Below are 1,326 nucleotides of genomic sequence, written 5' to 3'. Positions count from 1 at the left end.
GCAAGCCATGTCTAGTGAAATACAAAATTTGAAGAAAACGTTACACGCCTCTATTGATTCAACCCCAGAAAAAGTATCAATTTACTTTAAAACAAGCCCAGGAAGTTATGCTGAGCACGATAGCTTTATGGGCGTGACGGTGCCCGTTTTGCGAAAAATTGCAAAAAGTTTTTTATATGTAACCCTGGAAGATTTAGGCCTTTTGATACAATCAAAAATCAATGAAGAACGATTATTAGCGCTTATTATTTTAGCTGCTAAGTACAAGGCTGGAGCCATAGCCCAAAAAGAAGAAATCTATCAATTTTATAGAGCCAATATGCGCCATATCAACAATTGGAATTTGGTTGACTCTTCTGCGCATCTTATTATAGGAGCTCATCTTTTTGAGAGGGATCGTGATGTGCTTGAAGAATTAGCTGCGTCTCAAAACTTATGGGAACGCAGAATAGCAATTGTTGCAACTTGGTATTTTATTCGCGAGTCAGACTTGGAATGGACGTTTAAGATAGCAAAGTTATTGCTAAATGATTCCCACGATCTGATTCATAAAGCTGTTGGTTGGATGCTCCGCGAAGCAGGCAAAAAGGATGAGGCTAGACTAGTATCGTTTCTTTGCGACCATGCACATCAAATGCCTAAAACCATGCTACGGTACGCTATAGAAAGGCTATCCAAGGAACAGAAGATTGTTATAAAAAATTCAGCCGCAGCAGCCTAATCTGCACCCTCACTACTGTAAATTATTAAAACACTCGAGCAGCAGTTTTTCGAGCAACACCTTATGTTCCCCGCTTACTGTAGCGAGCATACGTGCTTCAACATCGCGTATCGTATCATGTGCTTGTTTAACAATCTCTTGGCCTTGTGATGTCAATTCTGTGCATAAAATCCTACCATGGGAAGCATCATTTTTACGCTGCACAAGCCCTCGCTTTTCTAAATTAGAGACAATGCCATGCATGGTTTGAGCCGTGATAAATGCTGATCTTGCAAGTGCAGCATTAGACGCTCCGGGCTTTAACTCGAGTTGCGCAAGAACTGCGTACTGTGGCGTAGTAAGATCAAGAGCCCTTAAAGCTTCGTCCATATGAAGGCGTAGAGCATGCTGGGTCTTTTTCAGTTTATACCCAAGCAAACTTTTAACACCTATTTCTTTATCACTTGACATATCAGCGTCCTTATAATACATTATCAGCATGCTTATACTATAATAGGAGTTAGATATGAACACAACTGATAATTTGAACCTTGCTGAAAGCTATTACAATGCCATGCTTGCCAAAGACTTCGATAAGATGGCCGGCTACCTGCATGATAATGTTC

The 1,326-nt window shown here is 40.5% G+C and carries 2 protein-coding genes; one reads left to right on the top strand and one right to left on the bottom strand.

All coding sequences use genetic code 11. The features are described from left to right. Positions 1-721: DNA alkylation repair protein (locus tag HCUR_RS00240; protein ID WP_243397224.1), on the top strand; the 721-nt coding region annotated here is incomplete at its 5' end. 12 nt (positions 722-733) lie between these two features. Here HCUR_RS00240 and HCUR_RS00235 read toward each other — a convergent pair. Continuing rightward, entirely contained in the window at positions 734-1,171 is a 438-nt protein-coding gene (locus HCUR_RS00235; RefSeq protein WP_243397223.1) for a MarR family winged helix-turn-helix transcriptional regulator, read from the bottom strand. Positions 1,172-1,326 lie beyond the last annotated feature (155 nt).

The organism is Holospora curviuscula (genome assembly GCF_002930195.1).
In the GTDB taxonomy this organism is placed as follows: Bacteria; Pseudomonadota; Alphaproteobacteria; order Holosporales; family Holosporaceae; genus Holospora; species Holospora curviuscula.
This window is presented reverse-complemented; position numbering and strand designations above follow the sequence as displayed.